The following is a 16,781-nucleotide window of genomic DNA, read 5'->3' on the forward strand; positions in this document are numbered from 1 at the left end:
AAACCTTTAATCGTGACGCATCAGCTTTGCAAGCCCATGAAAATACGGGAAATTTGCTGAATTTGCCTTCGGTTCCGACTGGCGCAACTTAATGATGTGTGCCACGCCCGATATATGAAAAATCATTAATACACTGTTCGAATATGCATTTAAATACAGTGCTTACACCGGACTTACGATTAATGATTATTGGGTTAATGAATTCCGCATAATCCCCTGCCAAAAAAAAACGCGCATCGGGCGATTACGTCGCCACGATGCGCGTCCTTTTCGATGCCCGGCGTCAGGCGTTGGCCGGCTTGGCCAGGTTCCACATCAGCGCCCGGAACGGCGCCAGCATGCTGATGTTGACCACAAGCTTGACCGCCAGATCGCCCAGCATCCAGGTCGTCCAGGGTGCGCCGGTGGCCGCAAAGGCCACGCTGAAGAACACGGCGGTGTCCAACACCGCGCCCAGCACGCCCGATACCAGCGGCGCGCGCCACCAGCGTTGGTCGCGCAGACGGTCAAACACCTGGATATCCACCAATTGCGCGCAGATATAGGCCAGGCCCGAGGCCAGCGCGATACGCGGCGACGCCACCCAGAACGACACCACCAACGCCGCCGCAAAGCCGAACCAGACGACGCGGCGCGCGGCCGACGGGCCGAAGCGCCGGTTCAACACGTCGGTAACCAGGAAGGCGACGGGGTACGACAGGCCGCCCCACGTCAACCAGTCGTTAAGCGGCACCTGCACCAGAATGTTCGAGCCCACCACCACCAGCAACATGCACAGCACGGCAATGCCGAACTGCGCACGGCTCATTGGCGGAAAGAGCTGGCTTGCCTTGGTCATTGCCCGAATTCCTCGGCCAGCTCGCGCGAACGGCGCGCCGCGGCGGCCATGGCGTCTTCCACGATGCCGGCAAACCCTGCCTCGCCAAACGCAGCCAGCGCCGCGGCCGTGGTGCCGCCCTTGGACGTGACCCGCTCGCGCAGCACCGACAAGGGGTCTGACGATTCGGCCGCGAGCTTGGTCGCGCCGGCAAGCGTGCCCAAGGCCAGTTGCTTGGCCTGCGCCTCGGTCAAGCCAACCTTCACGCCGCCCGCCACCAGGGCTTCAAGAAACAGGAACACATACGCCGGGCCGCTGCCGGACAATGCCGTCACGCCATCCAGCGCGGCGTCGTCCGCCACCCACACCACCTGCCCCACGCTTTCCAAGAGGCTTGCGGCCAATGCGCGATCGGCTTCGCTGACGCCATCCAGCGCCGCCAGACCCGTCACGCCCGCGCCCACCAGTGCGGGCGTATTGGGCATGCAACGCACCAGGCGCTTGAACGGCGCGTCGGGGGATCCTAGCCAGCCCGCCAGCGTATCCGCACGGATTCCCGCCGCCACGCTTACCACCAAGGTGTCGTCTTGCAGCCACTGACGCGCGGACGCCACAACATCTTTCATGTTCTGTGGCTTGACCGCGAACACCCAAACGCGGCACCGGGCCAAGGCGTCGTCCGGGGCCACCGCAGTGGTCATGCCACGCGCCTGCCAGGCCGCGTGGCTATCCTTATTAATGTCAATGACATGGATGCTCTTGGCGGGGCATACTTTGCCAGCCAGTCCGGAGGCCAAAGCGGCCGCCATATTGCCGCCGCCAATGAACGCAATCGAAAGTTCGTTTTTCATAGGCCGGCATTGTAGTCGGTCGAATCCGCTGGGGAAAAAAAAGAAAATGTTCGTTCGCGCCTGAAACGCACAATTTGACAGGCGTTTGCAGTGATGTGAAAGTCACGGTTTTGTCACAAACAATTCATAAGGTGTCGTGTTTTCCGTGTCCGGACAACCCGGTCACAACACGCCCATCAGGAGCAACCTCATCATGCGATCCCACCGTATTGCTTTAACCTTCGCCGCCGTCATGGCCGCGTTCGCGGGCGCGTCCGCGCATGCCGCCACCGAGATCCAGTTCTGGCATTCGATGGAAGGCGCCCTGGGCGACCGCGTCAATGGTCTGGTCGAAGATTTCAACAAGAAGAACCCTGACTACCAGGTCAAGGCGATCTACAAAGGCAACTACGGCGAATCCATGAATGCCGGCATCGCCGCGTTCCGCGCCGGCAACGCCCCGGACATCCTGCAAGTGTTCGAAGTGGGCACCGCCACCATGATGTACGCCAAGGGCGCCATCAAGCCGGTGCAGCAGATGTCGGAAGAAGCCGGCAACCCGATCGACCCGAAGGCGTTCATCGGCGCCGTGGCCGGCTACTACTCGTCGCCGGATGGCAAGCTGGTGTCGATGCCCTTCAACAGCTCGACCGTGGTTTTCTACTACAACAAGGACGCCTTCAAGAAGGCAGGCCTGGACGCCGACAATCCGCCCAAGACCTGGGAAGAACTGGCCGCCGCCGGCCAGAAGCTGAAGGCCGCCGGCCAGGAATGTGGCTACACCACCTCGTGGCCGTCGTGGACCCAACTGGAAACGTTCTCGGCCTGGCATAACGTGCCCTACGCCACCAAGGACAACGGTTTCGGTGGCCTGGACGCCCGCATCGCCATCAACACCCCGCTGCACGTGCGCCACCTGGAAAACCTGGCCAAGCTGGGCAAGGAAGGCATCTTCATGTACGGCGGCCGCGGCGACGAGCCGAACTCGCTGTTCATCAGCGGCAAGTGCGCCATGATCACCGGCTCGTCCGGCCTGCGCGCCAACATCGCCAAGAACGCCAAGTTCGAATTCGGCACCTCGACCCTGCCTTACTACGCCGACGTGAAGGGCGCGCCGCAGAACACCATCATCGGTGGCGCATCGCTGTGGGTCTTCGCCAACAAGAAGCCGGAGGTCTACAAGGGCGTGACCGCCTTCTTCCAATTCCTGGCCTCGCCTGAAATCGCCGCCCGCTGGCACCAGCAGACCGGCTACGTGCCGGTCACCAAGGCTGCCTACGAGCTGACCAAGAAAGAAGGCTTCTACGACAAGAACCCGGGCACCGAAGTCGGCGTGAAGCAATTGAACGTGGAAACCACCGCGCAATCGCGTGGCCTGCGCCTGGGCTTCCTGCCGCAGATCCGTGAAATCGAAGACGCTGAAATCGAACGCATCGTGTCCGGCAAGGTTGCGGCCAAGGACGGCGCCGACAACATCGTCAAGCGTGGCAACGAGTTGCTGGAAAAGTTTGAGAAGAGTGTAAAGTAGCGCCCTTTCCGGGACTCCGTCGGGTGATTGCTTCACGGCATTTCTCAAGCGTGACAATGACTTAACGGCCAATCCGGATACGAGCGCAAGGCTTGAAGCCCTGGTTATAAAGGGGCTTCAAGCCTGTCGTATTTTTATGAAGCGGTTTCAAGCGGCGGTTACTCCAACCGCCGCTTTTCTGTACCTTGGGTACCCCCTATGGAAAAACGCGTTGTCTTTGGGCATAAGACCCTGCCCTATCTGCTGCTGTTGCCGCAGCTGATCATTACCGTGGTCTTCTTTTTCCTGCCCGCCGGACAAGCCATGTGGCAGTCCATGCGGCTTGAAGATGCCTTCGGCCTGTCGTCCGAGTTCGTCGGGCTCGACAACTTCATGGAACTGTTCTCGCAACAGGCCTACCTCGATTCCTTCCGCGTCACCGCTGTCTTCTCGATATTGGTGGCTGCCGTGGGTCTGGGCGTGTCCTTGCTGCTGGCCGTCATGGCCGACCGCGTGATTCGCGGCGCAGGGCTGTACAAGACCCTTCTGATCTGGCCCTACGCCGTGGCGCCCGCCGTCGTCGGCGTGCTGTGGCTGTTCATGTTCTCGCCTTCCGTGGGCATCCTGGCCGTGGCGCTGCGCAACTCCGGCGTTGACTGGAACCCGCGCCTGGACGGCAACCAGGCCATGATGCTGGTGCTGGCGGCCGCCGTCTGGAAGCAGATCTCGTACAACTTCCTATTCTTCCTGGCCGGCCTGCAATCGATTCCGCGTTCGCTCATCGAAGCCGCCGCCATCGACGGCGCCAGCCCGGCGCGGCGCTTCTGGACCATTGTGTTCCCGCTGCTGTCGCCCACCTCGTTCTTCCTGCTGGTCGTCAACATCATCTATGCCTTCTTCGACACCTTCGCCATTGTGGACACCACGACGCAAGGCGGTCCGGGCACGGCGACTTCCATCCTGGTCTACAAGGTGTACAGCGACGGCTTCCGTGGGCTGGATCTGGGTTCGTCCGCGGCCCAGTCCGTGATCCTGATGTTCATTGTGGTTGCCTTGACGGTCGTACAGTTCCGGTACGTCGACCGCAAAGTGCAGTATTGATTTTGTTCGAGGCTGATAACAATGGTTGAACGCCGTCCCTGGCTGGATATTCTGGCCCACTTCATTCTGCTTTGCGGCGTGGCGATGGTGGCATTTCCGCTCTACATCACTTTCGTGGCGTCTACCCAGACCGCTCAGGAAGTGGCGCAGGCGCCGATGTCGCTGATCCCCGGTCCGCACTTTGTCGAAAACTACATGCAGGCGCTGTTTGGCGGCTCGTCCGGCGGTTCGTCGGGCGCCCCCGTCGGCCGCATGATGTACGTCAGCCTGATCATGGCGCTGTCGATTTCCATCGGCAAGATCGCGATCTCGCTGCTGTCGGCTTTCGCGGTGGTGTACTTCCGCTTCCCCGGCCGCATGTTCTTTTTCTGGATGATCTTCGTCACGCTCATGCTGCCCGTCGAAGTCCGGATTGCGCCCACCTACAAAGTGGTAGCCGACCTGGGCATGCTCAACAGCTACGCCGGCCTGACCTTGCCGCTGATCGCCTCGGCCACCGCCACCTTCCTGTTCCGCCAGTTCTTCCTGACGGTGCCGGACGAGCTCATCGAGGCCGCGCGCATCGACGGCGCGGGCCCGGTGCGGTTCTTCTTCGACGTGCTGCTGCCGTTGTCCAAGACCAGCATCGCCGCCCTGTTCGTGATCCAGTTCATCTACGGCTGGAACCAATACCTGTGGCCGCTGCTCATTACCACGCAGGAAGACATGTACCCCGTCGTCATCGGCATCAAGCGGATGATCAGCGGCGGCGACAGCGTGACCGAATGGAACATCACCATGGCCACCGCCATGCTGGCCATGATTCCGCCGGCACTGGTCGTCATCCTGATGCAGAAATGGTTCGTCAAGGGTCTGGTCGACACTGAAAAGTGACGCTTGCCCGCCCTCGCCCACCCGAACACGACTCCGAACCCGAATAAACATGGCTACTCTCAGCTTCCGTAACGTCAAGAAAACCTATGCCGGCAACGTGCCGGTCATCCATGGCATCGACATGGATGTCAAAGACGGTGAATTCATCGTCATCGTCGGGCCGTCCGGCTGCGGCAAGTCCACGCTGATGCGCATGGTCGCCGGCCTGGAATCCGTGACCAGCGGCGACATCGTGATCGACGACAAGGTCGTCAACACGCTGGAACCCGCCGAACGCGACATCGCGATGGTGTTCCAGAACTACGCGCTCTACCCGCACATGACCGTGTTTGAAAACATGGCCTATGGCTTGAAGATCCGCAAGTTCTCCAAGGACGAGATCAAAAAGCGCGTGGACATTGCCGCGCAGATCCTGGAACTGGGCCACCTGCTGGACCGTCGCCCGCGCGCGCTGTCCGGCGGCCAGCGCCAGCGTGTGGCCATGGGCCGCGCCATCGTGCGTGAACCCAAGGTGTTCCTGTTCGACGAACCCTTGTCGAACCTGGACGCCAAGCTGCGCGTGGCGATGCGCCTTGAAATCATGAAGTTGCATCGCCGCCTGGGCACCACCAGCCTGTACGTGACGCACGACCAGGTCGAAGCCATGACGCTGGCGCATCGCATGATCGTCATGTACCAAGGCGTGCCCGAGCAGATCGGCACCCCCATGGAAGTCTTTGAAAAGCCCGCTTCGACCTTCGTGGCCGGCTTCATCGGCTCGCCCCCGATGAACCTGATGGAAGTGCAGGTGGCCGGCGACGGCACCGTGCAGACGACCGACGGCATGGCGCTGGAAATCTCGCCGCTGCAAGTGCCGTCCCAGGTGCGTGGCCGCAAGATCATCATGGGCATGCGCCCGGAGCACATGCTGCTGAACACGCAAGGCGTGCCGGCCGAAGTTGAAATGGTCGAAACGCTGGGTTCGGAACAACTGGTGCATTGCCGCTGCGGCAAGACCACGCTGGTGGTGCGCTGCACGACGCGCCAGTTGTCGGAGGCCTCGGCCAAGGTGGGCGATCGCGTCAATGTCGGCCCGGACGGCCGCCATCCGCTGCATTGGTTCGAAGCCGAATCGGGTCGCCGGGTGCAGGGTTTGTAAACCCTAAGCCACCAGCCGCCACGGCGGTCGCCTGGCGCGGCTGCCAGGCAAAAGAATCGGGCCGCAAGCCATGTCATTGGCTTGCGGCCCGATTCACATGCAGAGCCGGCGGCGCGCAAGCGCCACCGTGTCACCGCATTACTGTCACGGCATTACTTATAGACGGTCTTGGAACCGTCCTTGTGCCAGGTGAACACGTCGAACTTGAAGTTCGTCAGGTCGCCCTGCTTGTTCCACGACACTTTGCCGATCGGGGTGTCGAAGGAATTGGCATGCAGGTACTTGGCAACCTTGGTCGGGTCATCGCTGCCCGCGCCCTTGATGCCGTCCGCAATGACCTGGGTGGCCGCATAGGCCGTCATCTGGAAGGCGCCGCTGGCGTTGCGCTTCTTGGCTTCAAAGGCCTTCACGATGTCGGCGTTGGCGGCGTTCTGGGTGAAGTCGGCCGGCAAGGTCAGCAGCATGCCTTCAACGGCGTCGCCGGCAATGGCGTTGATGTCGGGGTTGCCCGTGCCTTCCGGACCCATCCACTTCGCCTTCACGCCCTGCTCGGCCGCCTGGCGCAGCAGCAAGCCCATTTCGGGGTGGTAGCCGCCGTAGTAAACGAAGTCCACGCCTTGCGCCTTCAGCTTGGTGATCACGGCCGAGTAGTCGCTGTCGCCGGCGTTCACGCCTTCGAAGATTGCGACGGGCACGCCGCCCTTTTCCAGGTCATTCTTGACTGCCGTGGCGATGCCCTGGCCGTACGACTGCTTGTCGTGCAGCACGGCGGCCTTCTTCGGCTTGATCTTTTCCAGGATGAACTGGGCGGCGGCGGGGCCTTGCTGGTCGTCGCGGCCGATCGTGCGGAAGATGAACTCGTAGTTCTTGCCGTCGGTGACTGCCGGCGCCGTGGCTGACGGCGTCACCATCACCACGCCTTCGTTGTTGTAGATGTCGGCGGCGGCGATGGTTGCGCCCGAGCACACGTGACCCACCACGAAACCGATCTTGCTGTTGACGACGCGGTTCGCCGCAACCGGGCCTTGCTTGGGCTCGCAGCCGTCGTCGATCACCACCGCTTCCAGCTTCTTGCCGTTCACGCCGCCCGCGGCATTGATGCGCTCAATGGCGGTGTCCACGCCTTCACGGACCATGTCGCCATATTGGGTAACGGCGCCCGTGGTGGGGCCGACCACACCGATCTTGATGGTTTGTGCATGCGCGCCCGAGGCAAACGCCAGGCCGGCGGCAACGCCGAGCGCCGCAATGACCGGGGTCAGACGAAATGTTGGCTTCATGAGTGGACTCCTCTGATTGCTTGTAATCGTTGGTTTTCGTATCGGGCGGACGCCGGAAGTACGTATGATCACGCCCCGCTACGGTGCTTTTGCACGGCAAGCATACACCGAAAGAACGGGGGTTTTGGAGCCCATCCGGCCCGACTTCCGGCGCTTCCCCGCACCGCGGGTGCCACATCGCCGAGCGCGTCGCGTTATATCCCGAGAGGCATATGCAATAGACGATTTATTCGTTTGAGTTACTAACGCCGCGCGGCATCATGGCCGCCATGAGACTCCAACCGATCATCGTCCCCGGATGGAAAAACTCCGGACCCGAACACTGGCAATCGCGCTGGGTCAGCGTGCTGCCTCATGCCGTGCGCATCGAACAGCGCGACTGGGAAAATCCGGAGCCCGCGCAATGGCTATCCACGCTGGCAGGCGAAGTCGACCGGGCGCGCGCTCCGGTGCTGATCGTGGCCCATAGCCTGGGCTGCCTGATCACCGCGAGCCTGCCCGTACCCTTGCGCGCCAAAGTGGCCGGCGCCCTGCTGGTGGCGCCCGCTGACGTCGAACGGCCCGACGCGCCAGCTTGCCTGCGTGGCTTCGCGCCCATCTCCCGCCAATCGCTACCTTTTCAGAGCGTGGTCGTTGCCAGCGATGACGACCCCTACTGCGCCCTGGAGCGCGCCCGAGGCTTTGCCGAAGATTGGGGCAGCCGCATCGTGGTCCTTTCTGGCGCCGGGCACATCAATGCTGACAGCGGTTTGGCTGACTGGCCCGAGGGTTTGAAAATACTAGGTGCGCTGCGACGCCGAGCCGCGTGGCGGATCCCCTGCCCGGCCAAACGGATTCCGCCCGTTCCCGCTTGCGGGATTTCTTGACCCATTTATTAACATTCAATTACAGAACACGATTTGACCGGTCTACGGATCCATTACACTCCCGCAGCGTCGCAAGAACTTAGCCGAACTTAGGCAGTTTGTGCCGTAACTATTGCAAATTATGCGATTAATTGCGGAAGTGGCCAAAGGTTTCCGCAGGCGTGAATCCTTTTGATTAATCTTGCCCAAAACAAGTTACAAATGATTGATATGCTACGGCCCGAGAAGCGCGGGGACAGCGAAATGAAAGCTTGAGAATAGCTGTTCCGCGAGGGGGGCCGGGGGGTTAGAACCCGCGCCCGGGCGGGTCGTAACCTCGGTATCCGGTAAAATCATTCAGTTCCAATCCAAATGTTTCTGCGGCCGAACCGCATACATGCCCCGCCCTTGCCCAAGCGAGCGGTCGAGAAGGCATTGGTTCGGTGAAATAACACTAAACAATGACAACTCAGAGCAATCCCATGGCGCGCCGGCAGCAGCGCCAACGCAGTGTCCACAGCAAGGGGGCCATCCTCGCGATGGCGGTACACCGGAGCATCAGCACGTCGGGCCGTATCGGCGGCGCTTAACGCGCCCGGCCATCTTGGCGTTCCAGCCATGATTGGCCTCTGTTTCCCCTGCGGCGCGACCGCAAATTCATATTCCTTGCCGGTGTACGGCGGGGTAAGAAGGACACTGCATGGCTAAGCGCGTTGCCGTCATCGGACTCTCGTTCCGATTCCCCAGCACTACCACGGACTCTTACTGGCCGGCTCTACTTGACGGCCGCGACCTGGTCACCCAGGTGGCCGAAGACCGTTGGTCCCCCGACGCCTACCTGCACCCCGGCAAAGACCATCCCGGGTCTGCCTACACCTTTGCCGCCGGCTCAATCGGCGACATTTCCGGGTTCGACGCGGGCTTCTTCGGCATTTCTCCGCGCGAAGCCGCGTTGATGGATCCGCAGCAGCGCCTGCTGCTGGAAATGAGCTGGGAAGCCATGGAGCAGGCCGGCGTCCGCCCCTCTACCCTGCGCGGCTCCAACTGCGGTGTCTATATAGGTATTGCCAGTTCGGATTACGCCTACCGCATGGCCGAAGACCTGAACGCCGTCGACGCCTCGATGGCCACGGGCAACACCGCCAGCATCGCCGCCAACCGCCTGTCGTACTTCTTCGACCTGCGCGGCCCCAGCATTGCCATGGACACGGCGTGCTCGTCGTCGCTGGTGGCCTTCCACCAGGCCTGCCGCGCCATCGTCTCCGGCGAATGCAGCCAAGCCTTGGCGGGCGGCGTCAGTCTGCACCTGCATCCTTACGGTTTCATTACCTTTTCCAAAGCATCCATGCTGTCGCCCCGCGGCCGCTGCAATGTCTTTGACGCGGCGGGCGACGGCTATGTGCGGTCTGAAGGCGGCGGCATATTCCTGCTGAAAGACTATGACCAGGCCGTGGCCGATGGCGACAACATCCTGGCGGTTGTCGCCGGGTCCGCCGTCAACACCGACGGCCGCAAGTCCGGCCTGACCGTGCCCAGCGCCGATGCGCAGGCCACGTTGATGCGCCAGGCCTACGAACAGGCCGGCATCTCGCCTTCCGACATTGACTACCTGGAAGCCCACGGCACGGGTACCGCCGTTGGCGATCCCATCGAAACGCGCGCCATCGGCGCGGCCCTGGCCCAGCAACGCAGCAAGGACGCCCCGCTGCCCATCGGTTCCGTCAAAAGCAACCTGGGCCACTTGGAAGCGGCCTCCGGCGTGGCCGGCCTGGTCAAGGCGCTATATGTATTGCGCCACCGCGTCGTGCCGGCCACCATCGGCATCAAAACGCTTAACCCCAAGATCGAATTCCGGGAATGGAATCTGGACGTCGTCACCCAGAACCGCAAGCTGCGCCAGACCGGTAAGCTGGTGGTCGGCGTGAACTCGTTTGGCTTTGGCGGGGCGAACGCCCACGTCATCCTGGAAAGCCCGCCACCGCGCAACCCGGCCGCCGAAGGCAAAATGGCCAAGACCGCGCCGATTCCGGTGCTGGTCTCGGGTAAGTCTCCCCAAGCGCTGAAAGCCGCCGCCCGGCAAATGGCTGATGTATTGCGCGACCAACCCGCCCGCTTCCTCTACAACGCCGCCTACCACGCCGCCATGCGCCGCGACTGGCACGGCGAACGCGCCGTCGTCTTCGGCACGCAATGCAATACCGTGGCCGACTTGCTCCTGCAATTCGCCGACGGCGCGGAATCCAAGCATGACGTCGTCACCGGCAGCGCGCTGAACCAGGCGCGCGGCCCCGTCATGGTCTATTCCGGCAACGGATCGCAATGGGCCAACATGGGCCGCCGGCTGTTGTCCGACCCCATCTTCGCCAGCGCCATCGACGAGGTTGACGCGCTGTTCTCGCAATACGCCGACTTTTCCCTGCACAAGGAACTGGCCGGTGAAAACGGCGACGACCGCTACCAACGCACCGAAATCGCCCAGCCCGCGCTGTTTGCCCTGCAAGTCGGCATCACGCGCATGCTGGCACAGCGTGGCGTCGTGCCCAGCGCCGTCATTGGGCACAGCGTGGGCGAAGTGGCCGCTGCCTGGGCCTGCGGCGCGCTGAGCCTGCCGGACGCCGTGTGCGTCATCTTCCAGCGCAGCCGCCTGCAAGGCCAGACCAAGGGCCAAGGCCGCATGACCGCCGTGGGCATCAGCGGCGAAGCCGCGCAAGCCTTGATTGCCCTGCACAACCTGGGTGGCTCGGTCTGCGTGGCCGGCTACAACAGCGAGCGTGGCGCCACGCTTGCCGGCGCGCCGGAATCGTTGAGCATTCTTGAAGCCGCGTTGGCCGAAGAGTCCCTTTTCTATCGCCGGCTGGACCTGGACTACGCCTTCCACAGCGCCGCCATGGACGGCATTGAAGCTGGTATCCGAAGCGCGCTGGCACACATCCAGCCGCGCGCGAGCGATGTGCCCTTCTATTCCACGGTGACCGGCGCAGTGCTCGATGGTGCCTCGCTGACCGCCGAGTACTGGTGGCGCAACGTGCGCGAACCGGTGCGGTTCGAACAGGCCGCCAACCAGCTCGCCGCGCAAGGCAACAACATTTTTGTTGAAGTAGGCCCGCACCCGCTACTGCGTTCCTACCTGAACGACACGCTCAAGGCGGCGGACATGCAAGGGCGCGTGCTCAGCACGTCTACCCGTGGCGGCGACGACCCCGAGAAAATCTGGATGGCCGCGGGCCAGGTCATCGTCAGTGGTGGCCAAATCGACCTGCAATCGCTCTTCCCCTGGGAAGGCCCCGCCGTCGACCTGCCCACCTACCCGTGGCAGCGCGAACGCCACTGGCACCCCACCACCCCGGAGTCCCTGGGCTTGCTGTCGCGCCGCCTGGTGCACCCGCTGCTGGGTTACCCCATGCAGCAGCACGAGCACACCTGGGAAAACCAACTCGACACCCAATCCCATCCGGCATTGGCTGACCACGTCGTGGGTGATGCCGTCGTCTTCCCCGGCACCGGCTTTGCCGAAATTGCGCTAGCCGCCGCGCTGCATTGGCAGACCAGCGACTACGCCGAACTTGAAGAACTGGAAATCCACGCGCCGCTGCTGCTGAACGCGTCGCCCAGCAAGCTGACCCGCCTGTTGCTGGACGACGCCGACGGGCGCTTCCGCATCACCGCCAAAGACACCAACAGCACCGAGCCCTGGGTCAAGCACGCCAGCGGCCGCTTGCTGCGCGAGCCCGGCCGCGCCCGCCTGACGCAGAGCGAACTCAGCCTGCCCACCCGCGCACCGGACTTCACCGGCCAAACGCACAACGCACTGACGTGCGCGGTGGGGCTGGACTACGGCCCTGCCTTCCGCGCGGTATCCCACGGCTGGATTGAATCCGACACCAGCGTGCTGGCGGTGCTGCAAGCCGACGCCAGCCTGACCGCCGAGCTGGGCGCCACGCACCTGCACCCGGCCCTGCTCGACTGCGCCTTCCAACTGATCATTCAGTTGCTGCGCAACGACCCCGCCATGGGGCAAGGCATTGCCTTCGTGCCCGCCAAGATCGGACGCCTGACGCTGCGCGCCAACGCCGGCCAGCCTGCCGCGGCCCGTGTCCGCCTGGAACGTCGCGCGCCGCATTCGCTGACCGCCAGCTTCGAACTCTATAACGCCGCCGGCGAACAAATTGCCGCCGTCGAACAAGCCCGTTTTCGCAGCATCCGTCTGCGCAAGCCTGCTGCCGACAACCTTAGCTTTCTGGACGCCATTGCCACCCCGCGTCCGCATGCGCCCTTTGGCCCCAATCCCCTAGACCATGCATCGCTGCGCACCGCCCTGGCCGACGCCATTGCCGCCTGCGTGCAAGACGGCGCGCACGACCGCTACGCCCAAGAAGTCGACCCGCTTCTGGACAGCCTGTGCTACGGCTTTGCGCTGGACGCGCTGCGTCAGATTGCACCCGACGGCCTGCTGCTGCCACAGGCGCTGGTGACCGAACTGCGCCGCCATGCGCCCGACACCGCGCTGCTGCTGGACCACACCATTGCCCGCCTGACGTCCGCCGGCTTCGCCGAGGCCAGCGCCGCCGGCATCCACCTGCCTGCACCAGACGACAACGACAGCCGCACGCCTGACATCTGGAACACCCTGCTGCGCGAATATCCGGACTACGCGCAGATCGTCCACGCCGTGGGCCGCGTTGGCCTGCACCTGCCCGCCCTGTTGCGCGGCGAGGCCGCCCTGGACGACGTCTGCCCGCGCGCCAGCACGCCCGCCACCATCAGCCGCAGCGCCTTGGGCGCCGCCAGCGGCCAGCGCCTGGGCACTGCCCTGCGCGGCATCCTGGAACAGGCGCAAGCCAATCGCGTACCTGGCCAACGCCTGGCCATCATTGAAGTGGGCCAAGCCGCGCCCTTGTTCGCGTCCAACTGCTGCGACGCCCTGGACTTCAACGTGGCCGACTACTGCTACGCCTCGAACCAGGCCGACGTGCTGGACCACGTTGCCCATCAGCAGGCCGAACGCTATCCCAACGCGCAAACCGAACTGATCGCTGACAGCAGCGAAGGTGGCGTAAGCCCCACTGCCCGTTGCGACCTGGCCGTTTTCCACTGCGAATTCGATACGCTGGAAGCCGCCCGCGCCGCCCTGCGCCACGCCCGCGCCAGCCTGCGGCCTGGCGGCGTACTGGTGCTTTGCGGCGCGCACCCCACCGCCTGGGGCGACTTCGTTTTTGGTGGCCGCCAAAACTGGTGGCAAACCGGCGAAAACGGCGAACAGCTTTCCACGCAGCAGCCCGCCGATTTCTGGCTGGACGAACTGCAATCGCTGGGCCTGCATTGCGACAGCCCGCTGGCGTTTTCTGAAACCGTCGCCACCGGTGCGTACCTGTTGACGGCGCGCATGGACGACGCTGGCGCCGGTGTCGCCAGTACCGCGAACCCCGTCGCCACCAGCACCGCCATCGAACCCGCCAACTGGCTCATCCTGGCGGACTCCCATCCTGATCACAGCGCCGGCCTGGCCCAGTCGCTGGAAGCTACGCTGACCCGCGCCGGCCACCACGTCCGTGTGGCCGCCGGTGTTGCCGCCGACGCTTTGGACGACTTGCTGCGCAACGGCGCGGTTGGCCCCGTCAACCATGTCGTGCATCTGGATGGGCTGGCCTGGAGCGATCGGCAAGAGGCGAGCCCAGCAGCCGCCCAAGACGCTGCCCAACATCTACTGGACAAACAAACCCGCCGTTGCGCATTGGCCGCCGCCGTCATCCAGGCCTGCGAACGCACGCAAACCAACGCAACGCTTTGGCTGGTCACCGCCGACGCCGCCCAGTACCTGCGTACCGCGCCAGACGCCTCGGCCGGCATGCATGCGCTGAACGACGCCGCGCTGTGGGGCTACGGCCGCACGCTGGCCAACGAAGCGTCCAACTTCCGCATCCGCATGGTCGACCTGCCCCTGGCGCAGGCGCAGACGAACGTGTTGGTGGACGCCCTGGCGCGCGAAGTCACGCACCCCGACAACGAAGACGAAATCATTCTTGACGACACCGGTGCCCGCTACGCGCCGCGCCTGCGCCAAGCCGTGCGCCCGACGCAAGACTCGTCCGACTTGCGCGCGTCGCAAGCCGTGCGCCTGGGCTTTGAATTCCCCGGCCAGTTGCGCAACCTGCGCTGGGAATCCTGCGCGGCGCCCGCGCCGGGCGACGACGAACTTGAAGTCCGCATCGAAGCCACCGGCCTGAACTTCCGCGACGTCATGTACGCGCTGGGCTTGCTGTCCGACGAAGCCATCGAAAACGGCTTCGCCGGCCCCACGCTTGGCCTGGAGTTTTCGGGCACCGTCATCCGCGTGGGCTCGGACGTGGACGACTATGCCGTCGGCGACGCCGTCGTGGGCTTTGGCCCCGCCAGCTTTGGCGACCGCGTGCTGACCAAACCCAGCGCCATCTCGCACATACCCGAAGGCTTCTCGTTTGAAGCCGCCGCCACCATCCCCAGCACCTTCTTCACCGTCTACTACGCGCTGCACCACCTGGCGCGCCTGGAAGAAGGCGAGAAGATCCTGATCCACGGCGCGGCCGGCGGCGTGGGCATTGCCGCCATCCAGTTCGCGCAATGGCTAGGCGCGGAAATCTACGCCACCGCCGGCTCTGACGAAAAGCGCGACCTGCTGCGCCTGCTGGGCGTGCGTCACATCTATGACTCGCGGTCCCTGTCTTACGCCGATGAAATTCTGGCCGACACCGACGGCCGCGGTGTCGACGTGGTGCTGAATTCGCTGGCGGGCGAAGCCATCAACCGCAACCTGCGGGTGCTCAAGCCCTTTGGCCGCTTCCTGGAACTGGGCAAGCGCGACTTCTACGAGAACACCCGCATCGGCCTGCGCCCGTTCCGCAACAACATCAGCTACTTCGGCATCGATGCCGATCAACTGATGAACGAGCGGCCCGACCTGACGCAACGCCTGTTCGCGCAGATGATGGCCTTGTTCCGCCAGGGCGCGCTGCATCCGCTGCCCTACTCCGTGTTTGACGCCAACGACATCGTCGACGCCTTCCGCTACATGCAGCAGGCGCGCCAGATCGGCAAGATCGTCATCACGTATCGCAATGGCATCAGCGGCATCCACACGCCCGCCACCCCGCATCGTGCCGGGCTGACGCTGCCCGCCGACGCCACCTACCTGGTCACCGGCGGCCTGGGCGGCTTTGGCCTGCGCACCGCGCAGTGGCTTGCCGACAAGGGCGCCCGCAACCTTGTTCTGATCAGCCGCAGCGGCCCCACCACCGACGCCGCGCAAGCCGCCATCGCCGCCTTCCAGGCCCAAGGCGTGCGCGTGCACGCCGCCGCCTGCGACGTCACCGACCGCAAGGCGCTGGCCCGCCTGCTTGACGAAACGGCCACCACGCTGCCGCCCCTGAAAGGCGTCGTCCACGCAGCCGTCGTCATCGACGACGGCCTGGCCCGCAGCACCACGCCCGAACAAATTGAACGCACGCTTGCCGCCAAGGTGCTGGGTGCACAACACCTGCACGACCTGACGCGCACGCTGCCGTTGGACCTGTTCATCTTCTATTCGTCGGCCACCACCTTGTTCGGCAACCCCGGACAAAGCAACTACGTCGCCGCCAACACCTGGCTGGAACGCCTGGCCGCGCAACGCCGTGCCGAAGGGCTGCCGGCCACTTGCGTGCGCTGGGGCGCCATCGACGACGTTGGCTTCCTGGCCCGCAACCAGAAGATCAAAGACGCCTTGCAGGGCCGCATGGGCGGCGGCGCGCTGGCGTCCCAGGTCGCCCTGGATGCGCTCGAAGACATGCTGGTAGCCGACGTGTCCGGCCTCGGCGTACTGGAACTGGACTGGCGCGCGCTTAGCCGCTTCCTGCCCAGCGCCGGCCTGCCCAAGTTCTCGGACATCGCCCGCCGCGCCGGCGATGCCGGTGACGATGAAGGCGGCGCCGACGACATCGCGCACATGATCGCCACCCTGGACGACGCCACGCTGCATGAACGATTCACCGACATGCTCAAGACAGAAATCGGTGAAATCCTGCGCGTGTCGCCCGACAAGATCGAAGCCACCCGGTCCGTCTACGACATGGGCCTGGACTCGTTGATGGGCGTTGAACTGGTCGTGGCGCTGGAGAACCGCTTCGGCATCCGCCTGCCCGTGATGGCGCTCAACGAAAGCCCCACGCCCGCCAAGCTGGCGGAACGCCTGGTGCTGCTGCTGCGCGACGAACACAGCGACGCCCAAGGCGATACCGTGGCCGCCAGCGTGCAGCAAGTGGTTGCCAGCCACGCCGCCGAAGTCGGCTCCAGCACCGTGTCTGACTTCGTCGACGAAATCAAGATGAACGGCAGTCTTCCCATGCAACGCATGATCCAGTAGGCCAGAATTAATTGAG

The 16,781-nt window shown here is 63.9% G+C and carries 9 protein-coding genes; 6 read left to right on the forward strand and 3 right to left on the reverse strand.

What is annotated here, in order from left to right; all coding sequences use genetic code 11:
* Window positions 1–283 precede the first annotated feature (283 nt).
* Both M2361_RS08025 and proC read right to left on the reverse strand, forming a co-directional pair.
* The gene (locus M2361_RS08025; RefSeq protein ID WP_259247647.1) at window positions 284–838 is read right to left on the reverse strand and encodes a queuosine precursor transporter; all 555 of its coding nucleotides are present in this window, start codon (window positions 836–838) and stop codon (window positions 284–286) included.
* Window positions 835–1,668, reverse strand: coding sequence for a pyrroline-5-carboxylate reductase (gene proC, locus M2361_RS08030; protein ID WP_259247654.1), 834 nt, complete (start codon window positions 1,666–1,668; stop codon window positions 835–837). Before proC ends, M2361_RS08025 begins: the two co-directional genes overlap by 4 nt.
* 193 nt (window positions 1,669–1,861) lie before the next feature.
* Between proC and ugpB the strand changes: the two genes are divergently transcribed.
* The 4 genes from ugpB to M2361_RS08050 all read left to right on the forward strand — a co-directional run bounded on the left by ugpB (window position 1,862) and on the right by M2361_RS08050 (window position 6,266).
* Window positions 1,862–3,175 (forward strand): sn-glycerol-3-phosphate ABC transporter substrate-binding protein UgpB, encoded by a 1,314-nt coding sequence (gene ugpB / locus M2361_RS08035; protein WP_100855849.1) that lies wholly within the window; start codon window positions 1,862–1,864, stop codon window positions 3,173–3,175.
* Between the two features lie 198 nt (window positions 3,176–3,373).
* Window positions 3,374–4,255, forward strand: a complete 882-nt coding sequence (ugpA, locus tag M2361_RS08040) for a sn-glycerol-3-phosphate ABC transporter permease UgpA (RefSeq protein ID WP_050444673.1) — start codon at window positions 3,374–3,376, stop codon at window positions 4,253–4,255.
* A gap of 21 nt (window positions 4,256–4,276) precedes the next feature.
* Entirely contained in the window at window positions 4,277–5,128 is an 852-nt protein-coding gene (gene ugpE / locus M2361_RS08045) for a sn-glycerol-3-phosphate ABC transporter permease UgpE (protein WP_259247658.1), read from the forward strand.
* A gap of 49 nt (window positions 5,129–5,177) precedes the next feature.
* Window positions 5,178–6,266: a sn-glycerol-3-phosphate import ATP-binding protein UgpC gene (locus tag M2361_RS08050; RefSeq protein ID WP_259247659.1), complete on the forward strand. Its 1,089-nt coding sequence runs from the start codon at window positions 5,178–5,180 to the stop codon at window positions 6,264–6,266.
* 152 nt (window positions 6,267–6,418) lie between these two features.
* Here M2361_RS08050 and M2361_RS08055 read toward each other — a convergent pair whose 3' ends face one another.
* Window positions 6,419–7,546 (reverse strand): branched-chain amino acid ABC transporter substrate-binding protein, encoded by a 1,128-nt coding sequence (locus tag M2361_RS08055; protein ID WP_259247660.1) that lies wholly within the window; start codon window positions 7,544–7,546, stop codon window positions 6,419–6,421.
* A 269-nt stretch (window positions 7,547–7,815) separates the two neighbouring features.
* Between M2361_RS08055 and M2361_RS08060 the strand changes: the two genes are divergently transcribed.
* Window positions 7,816–8,412 (forward strand): alpha/beta hydrolase, encoded by a 597-nt coding sequence (locus M2361_RS08060; RefSeq protein ID WP_259247662.1) that lies wholly within the window; start codon window positions 7,816–7,818, stop codon window positions 8,410–8,412.
* Window positions 8,413–9,091: 679 nt separating this feature from the next.
* Window positions 9,092–16,765: a type I polyketide synthase gene (locus M2361_RS08065; RefSeq protein ID WP_259247669.1), complete on the forward strand. Its 7,674-nt coding sequence runs from the start codon at window positions 9,092–9,094 to the stop codon at window positions 16,763–16,765.
* Window positions 16,766–16,781 lie beyond the last annotated feature (16 nt).

The organism is Achromobacter sp. JUb104, from assembly GCF_024806975.1.
GTDB lineage: Bacteria > Pseudomonadota > Gammaproteobacteria > Burkholderiales > Burkholderiaceae_B > Achromobacter > Achromobacter spanius.

Bases quoted from the DNA above. Each gene is read 5' to 3' on its own strand.
- ugpA (WP_050444673.1), top strand. From the start codon at position 3,374: ATGGAAAAACGCGTTGTCTTTGGGCATAAGACCCTGCCCTATCTGCTG.
- M2361_RS08025 (WP_259247647.1), bottom strand. From the start codon at position 838: ATGACCAAGGCAAGCCAGCTCTTTCCGCCAATGAGCCGTGCGCAGTTC.
- M2361_RS08065 (WP_259247669.1), top strand. From the start codon at position 9,092: ATGGCTAAGCGCGTTGCCGTCATCGGACTCTCGTTCCGATTCCCCAGC.
- M2361_RS08050 (WP_259247659.1), top strand. From the start codon at position 5,178: ATGGCTACTCTCAGCTTCCGTAACGTCAAGAAAACCTATGCCGGCAAC.
- M2361_RS08055 (WP_259247660.1), bottom strand. From the start codon at position 7,546: ATGAAGCCAACATTTCGTCTGACCCCGGTCATTGCGGCGCTCGGCGTT.
- proC (WP_259247654.1), bottom strand. From the start codon at position 1,668: ATGAAAAACGAACTTTCGATTGCGTTCATTGGCGGCGGCAATATGGCG.
- M2361_RS08060 (WP_259247662.1), top strand. From the start codon at position 7,816: ATGAGACTCCAACCGATCATCGTCCCCGGATGGAAAAACTCCGGACCC.
- ugpB (WP_100855849.1), top strand. From the start codon at position 1,862: ATGCGATCCCACCGTATTGCTTTAACCTTCGCCGCCGTCATGGCCGCG.
- ugpE (WP_259247658.1), top strand. From the start codon at position 4,277: ATGGTTGAACGCCGTCCCTGGCTGGATATTCTGGCCCACTTCATTCTG.